General features: G+C 73.5%; 2 protein-coding genes. Both read right to left on the minus strand.

Translation table 11 applies throughout. The annotated features are described in order from the left end of the window. Positions 1 to 105: 105 nt before the first annotated feature. Entirely contained in the window at positions 106 to 4,302 is a 4,197-nt protein-coding gene (locus tag EMA17_RS48105; protein ID WP_126643564.1) for a hotdog fold thioesterase, read from the minus strand. 5 nt (positions 4,303 to 4,307) lie between these two features. Continuing rightward, a partial coding sequence (locus EMA17_RS52380) for an SDR family NAD(P)-dependent oxidoreductase (protein ID WP_160161839.1) occupies positions 4,308 to 6,836 on the minus strand: 2,529 nt, incomplete at its 5' end.

Here is a 6,836-nt window from a genome sequence, read left to right on the forward strand (position 1 = left end):
TCGCCGCGAAAAGGCCGGGAGGTTCACTCGTTTCACGCGTGACGGTGGGCGGGTCCCGAGGGGAACCCGCCCACCGCTACGACCTCGACCGTGTGCCCGGGTCGGCTACGGCCGGTTCTCGACGGTGATCGCCTCGGCGTCCGAACGCACCACGAGATGGTGGCGCGTGTCCGGTTGGTCGGACAACCAGGCGACCCGGTTCGCCACGTCCACGACGACCCGGGCGGGATGTTCGCCGTGGGCCCGGGCCACGTGCTCGCGCATCGCCACCTCCTCCGCGTGCAGTCGGGCCGGGGCACCGGCGGGCAGACCGTAGACGTAGGCCAGCCCACCGGTGGGCCAGTCGGCCGTTTCCAGGACCGCCCGATCCAGCCGACTGGCGCCGCCGACGACCTGGGACAGGCTCATCTTCGGCGCGGGTCGCCGCTCCAGGAGGAAGGCCCGCCGATCGGCGCCGGATTGCAGTTCCAGCACACTCGGCGGGGACACCATGCTGACGTTGCGGAACGCGGCGCACAGCCGATCCCCCGCCAGGACCTGGAAGTCGACGAACAGCAGATCGCCCTCGGATCCGCCCGGTCGGGCCTCCACGCGCAGTTGCCCCTCCGTGGGGAACGGGGCGAAGAGGTCCATGCGGACCAGGCCGTGCGGATACGGCACCACGTTGGGTCCGACCTGCGGGTAGGGCAACCAGAACACCCGATCGGCGATGATGTGCGTCGCCGCGTCGAGCAGCCCGGGATGGGTGAACGTGCCGGGGACGGAACCCCGTCGCGCGTCCAGGATCCCGAAGGCGCCGCCGCTTCCGTAGCCGACCTCGGTGAGGTACCGGAAGGCCGGGCCGTGAGGCAACCGATGGGTGAGGTACGGCAGTTCGGCCCGCTGGGCATCGGTGAGCGGCGGCAGCGGAGCCGGCGTGTCGGGCCGGTCGAACGTGATCGTCGCCTCGGCGACGAGTTCGAACCTGGACAGCGCCTCGTTCCGGGCCGGCCGCCACATCAGCAGGCTGACGTGCACGTCCCGGCCCCGATCGGCCATCGGCTCGACTCGGGTGAGCAGCCGGGTGGGGCTCACCACCGGGATCCAGCGCTGGAGGCGCAACTCCCGCAGGCCGGTGGCCCGCAGGCCGGTGTACGTACTCGCCGCCTGGAACAGGTGATCCACCGTGCACATCATCGGCAGCACCGGCAGCGTCCAGGTGGGGCAGTGGTCGAGCACCCACGGATCGGCATCGGGGCTGACCACGAACTCGTGCTCGGCCGGGCCGCGTTCCGGCTCCGGGACGAACGCCGCGACCTCGCCGACCGGCTCGGCCGGCGGGGCCGGCGGGGCCGGCGGGATCGGCAGGGTCGGAGCGACCGGAGCGACCGGAGCCACCGGGGCAACCGGGGCAACCGGTCCCGCCGAATCCGCCACGAACGCATCCGCTTCCGGTCCATACGACTGTTGGAACATGCCGGCGACTTCCAGCAGCGCCCGGGTCGCCTGCCGCTGAACCTCCAGGAACAGCAGGTGATTCTCATGCCGGGTGTTCATGAATTGCACATGCGACCTGCCGACGGCCCGCTGATGGGCACTCAGCGCGGTCGGCACCAGAGTCTCCTCGACCGAGACCGAGACAGGCACGGACACCGGCACGGACACCGGAACCGAAGCGGGAACCGGAGCCGGAACCGGAAGCGGAGCGGGAACCTGAGCCGCCGGCGGCACGGCCACCGCGACCGGAGCCGCCACCGGGGCCGGGGATCCGCCGATCTCCGCCGCCGGCACCCGCCGAGCCGCGGGCAGCGTCACGAGTTCCCGCGCCGGGCGCGCGTCCTGGAGCCGAAGCACGGTCCTGAGGTCGAAGAACGCGATGCTGGACAACCGCCTTGCAGGCGTCTGCCCCTCCGCCCTTCGTCCCAGGGTCGCCACACCCGTCGCCGCCGGAGCCGTATCCCCCGCGCTCAGCAGGAGTTCGGCCGCCGGCGCGCCCAGCGGAGCGACGGTCACCTTCGCCCTGGCCAACTCCGCCCGCGGGAACGCCTGCGCGCCCACGGCCGGCACGGTGCGGTGGTACAGCGCCACCGCGGCGCACGCGACGCTCAACAGCCCGGCCGCGCAGTGCGGACGACCGAACAGGCCGGAGGGATCCAGCCGATCCGGCCGATCCGCCGGCGCGGGCGCGGGATCGAGGTCGCCGACCACCAGGTCGACGGCGCCCTGCCCCGCCTCGGCGCCGGCCCCGTCCTCGCCCTGCGGATCGATCACGGCCAGCACGGGGTCACCGTCCCGGCGCGCGTGGTCGAGCCGCTTGAGGGCCAGCACCACGGCCGCGTTCCCCTCGGCCCCGGGGAGCCCGAGGTCGCGGACGACCGACCGATGCACCACCGTCGAGGCGAGGTCGACCGCGCCCACGAGCGCCGCGTCGCTGGCTCCGCTGCCGATCGCGTCGACCGCGAGGTCGAGCGCCCGGATCCCGGACGCCTCCTCCGCGCAGACCGCGACACTGGCGTCGGTCAGCCGAAGTTGCGCGCTGATCCGGTTGGCGGCGATGTTGCCCAGGCCCCCGAGGGACCACGGCGGGCAGTTCAACGGGTCGGCGACACGGTCCTCGGAGGATGCCGCGGCCGCCGCCGAGCGGCGCGCCTCCAGGGTCGTGCGGTTGTGCCAGACGGAGAACTCGGCGTGCACGGTCGCGCTGCCGACACCCACGAGCACCATGGTGCGCTCGTCGGGCAGGGTCAGCGCGCGGGCGGCGTCGCGGGCCGCCTCCAGGACCAACAGGTGTTCGCCGGAGGTCTGCAGCATGTCGTTGGGCGGCATGCGCAGGCCGTCCACGCGCAGTTCCACCGTGCTCGGCGGCCGCAATCTCGGCTCACCGGTCAGCAGCGCCTCGACGAAGTCGCCGGTGGTGTCTCCGTCCCCGACGCGGGCGCCGAGGCCGACGATCGCCACCTGGTGCCGGCGGCGCCCGGCGGGGCCGGGCACGGCCACGCCGGGGAAGGAGGTCGACGCCCGGTCGGCGGTGTTCCACGCGTCCACGACCAGGTGCGCGTTGACCCCGCCGAACCCGAAGCCGCTGACCGCGGCGCGCCGCAACCCCCGCCATTCCTCCGGCCGGGCCAGTGGCCGCAGCGGTGTACCGCGCAGGGCCTCGTTGGCATCGTCGGCACCGACGGTCGGCGGCAGTGTGCCGTGTTCCATCGCGCCCAGCACCTTGAGCAGCGCGGCCCCCGACGCGGCGGTGAGCGGATGGCCGAGGTTGCCCTTGACCGACCCGATCGGCAGATCCGCACGCTCGGCGAAGATCCGGGCCGCGCAGCCCAGTTCCACGGTGTCGCCGACCGCCGTGCCGGTGGCGTGGCACTCCAGCAGCGACACCGTCTTGGGGTCGATCCCCGCGGCCCGATAGGCCAGACTCATCGCGCGTTGTTGCTGACCGCCGTCCGGGACGAGCATGCCGCCCCGGCCGCCGTCGTTGGTCGCCCCGATCCCGCGGATCACGCCCAGCACGGGTACATCCGCGGCCAGCGCGTCCTCGAGCCGCATCAGGGCGACCATCGCGGTGCCCTCGGCGGGCACGAGGCCGTCGGCCTCCCGGTGGAAGGGCCGCGACCGCGCGCTGGGGCTCAGTGCCCCCAGCCGGCCCATGCCGTGGCTGATGATCTCGGGCGCGCCGCCGTTCAGCGCCCCGGCGACCATCAGGTCCGCCTGCCGGAAGTGCAGCTTCCGGCAGGCGAGTTCGATCGCGTACAGCACGGACGCGCAGGCCGCCTCCAGGACCACCGCGCCGGCCCGCAGTTCGAAGGCCTGGGCCACGAGCTGCGCCGGCAGGCCGAAGCAGAATCGGCTCATCGGGATCGGCGAATGCCGGTCGTGCCGGGGCCATTCGGCCCGGACATCGGCCGGCTGCGATCGCAGCCAGACGTCCTCGGCGTACGAGACCATCGACGTGGTCGGGCACGAGATGTTGCCCAGGACCAGGCCGGTGCGTCGGTGCAGCCCGAGTCGATCGACCTCGGCGAGCGCCTGCCGGGTCGCGTGCACGACCCAGCGCACGGTCGGGTCCAGGCCCTTGATCTGCTCGGCGTCGATGGCCAGGCCGTACGGGTCGAAGCGCTCCTCGAATCCGGTGACGTGGCCGAACACCGTGCTCGCGGGGTCGGCCCCGCTCCACTCGGGCCCCGCCGTCGGGCGCCCGATGGAGAACGGGGTCAGCCGTACCGCGCCGGAGACCACCGTGTCCCACAGTTCGGCGGGCGTGTGTGCTCCGGGCAGGACGCAGCCGCGTCCCACGATGGCGATTGCGGGGAAGTCCATGCCCCTCACGCGTCCGTCGAGATCAGCGCGGGCCGGGTCGCGTTGGACAGGTCCGGACGGTAGATCATCTCCACGCCGCCGAGCACGGCCAGGACCCGTTCCGCGCCGCCCTGTTCGAAGGTGAGCCAGATGTCGCAGACCGCGTCGTCGGTACCCTGCTTCACGCTGCGCACGATGCACTTCACCGGGGCCGTCACGGCGCCGGTCGACAACACGCGCACCTCACGGATGCCCATCGGCAACGACTGCACGCTGGCCGAGGACAGAACCCACAGGCAGGCCGCCTGGAGCGCGCCGTCCATCACGAGCGGGTCGGTCTGCCAGGTGTCCTGCGCCCAGCCGAGTTGCCGCGCCCCGATCAGGTCGCAGGTCGCCCCGGTGGAGTTCAGCCCGGTGATCGTGTGGATGGCGTGGAAGCTCGGGCCGTGGAAGAGCATCGCTCCGTCGTAGACGGCGCTGCCCGGGTGTACCTCGAAGTTCTCGTCGACGGGCTCGGCCGCCGGGGCGGTCAGCTTCGCGGCCTCGCCCGGACCCGCGAGGGCCGAGTAGTGCAGCGCGCCTTCGATGCTCTTGAGTTCCAGGCGCAGCGCGGTGTCGGGGTGTGTGCCGTCGGGACGCACGTGCACCCGTAGTCGGGTCTCCTCCGTCCCGAACCGGTCCAGCGCGATCGTGCGCAGCACGCGCAGGTCACGGACCAGGACGGAGCCGTTGTCCGGCAGCGCGTTGCGCGCGGCGGCGGCGAACCATTCGAGGACCAGCGCCACGGGCACCACGGGGCGTCCCGCGATGCTGTGGTCGATCAGGTAGGGGTGCGTCTCGGCGCCGACGACGATCTCGGTGACGTCCGGTTCGGTCGGTTCACCGGCGGGGGCGGCCGTACCCGCGGCGATCGACACGCAGGCCGGGCCGGGTTGTTCGAGTTCGGTCATGAACGCCTTGACGCCGGCGGCCTCCTCGAGGAGCGGGACGCCGAGTCGGCGGAAGTGCTCGGCGTGCGCCGGGGACACCATGCCGGCCGCCCACGGGCCCCAGGCCACGGCCTTGACCGTGGTCCCCGGGCGGTGCGTCGCCTCGGTCGCGGTGATCTGCTCCATGGCCTGGTTGGCCGCCGCGTAGTCGCACTGCCCGGCGGTGCCCAGCCGCGCGCTGACCGAGGAGAAGGCGCACACCAGGCGCACCGGGTCGGCGGCGGTCAGGTCGAGGAGGGTGCGGAATCCGCGCACCTTCGTGTCGTAGACGCTGGTGAACTGGGCCTCGGTCTTCGCCGAGATGTTGCTGTCGGCGATCACGCCGGCGGCGTGGATGACCCCGGTGATCGGGCCCCAGTCGCGACGTACCTCGGCCAGTGCCTCGGCGACCCGCTCGCGGTCGGTGGCGTCGGCGGTGACGTATCGGGTCTCCGCTCCGGCCACGGCCAACTCGTCCAGGGTGCTGCGGATCTCGCGGGAGGCGAGCACTCGCCCGGAGGCGACGGCGAGTTCGGCCAGGGTCGGGGTCGCGCCGGTGCGCTCGTCGCGGCGGCTGCCCAGGATCTGGCGGATGGCGGTCTCGTCCGCGGCGCCGCGCAGTTCGTCGTCCTCGTCGACGGGGCGGGTCCGACCCAGGAGCAGGAACTTCGGCCGGTGTGCGCGGGCCAGGGCGAACAGGCACGCCGCGGTGATGCCGCGGGCCCCGCCGGTGACGACGACCACGGGGTCGGGACCGAGGTCGAGCGGGCTGGGCGCGCCCGTCGGCTCGGTGCTGCCGCGCAGCAGCGCGCGCGAACCGTCGGCGGCCAGCGCGACGTCGGTGACGTCGTCGCCGTGCAGGAGTTCGGCGGCGATGGCCTGGGCGATGTCCTGCGGGGCGCGCCCCGCCCGGTCGATGTCGATCGTCTTGATCGAGGCGTGGGCCCATTCGTTCGCGGCGGTGCGGGCGAGCGCGGCGATCCCCGCGCAGCCCTCGCGACCGCGCACGCCGGAGGTGCCGAACGCGCCGCCGGTGTCCTGGACGACGACCAGTACGCCGCCTCGGCGGTCCATCGCCGCGGCGATGGTGCGCAGGGTCGTGAAGACCTCGCGGGTGGGTGCGTCCGGGTCCTGCTCGGGGTCGATCCCGCGCAGGCCGGCGAGGGAGATCACGGCGGTGGAGTCCTCGGTCACGCGGTCCGTGACGGAGGCTTTGATGCCTTCGCGGCGCAGGGTCTCCGCCAGGCATTCGGCGACGCCGGCGCCGTCGTCGGTGATCAGCAGCGGTTGTTCGCGCAGGCCCTTGAGCGCGGCGCCGGCGGCGGCCTCGACGGGTACGAGGGTGGTGCCGGTGCGCAGCACCGTGAACTGCGGTGCCTCGTGCTTGCTCTGCGCCGGAATCTGCTCCTGCGGACGGGCGACCGGCGCGACCGGGGCGGCGACGGGCGCCTGGGGCTGCGCGGGGGCCGCGTCGGGGGTGCGCAGCGAGGTGATCTTCTCGGCGATCGCGGCGATGGTGCGCAACCGGGCCAGGTCGGCCGGGTCCACGTCGGCCTCACCCGGGAAGTGGTCCCGCAACCGGGTCAG

The sequence above is a fragment of the Embleya hyalina genome (genome assembly GCF_003967355.1).
Taxonomy (GTDB): Bacteria; Actinomycetota; Actinomycetes; order Streptomycetales; family Streptomycetaceae; genus Embleya; species Embleya hyalina.

Coding starts and splice junctions, on each gene's coding strand:
- EMA17_RS48105 (WP_126643564.1), bottom strand. CDS start 4,302: ATGGACTTCCCCGCAATCGCCATCGTGGGACGCGGCTGCGTCCTGCCC.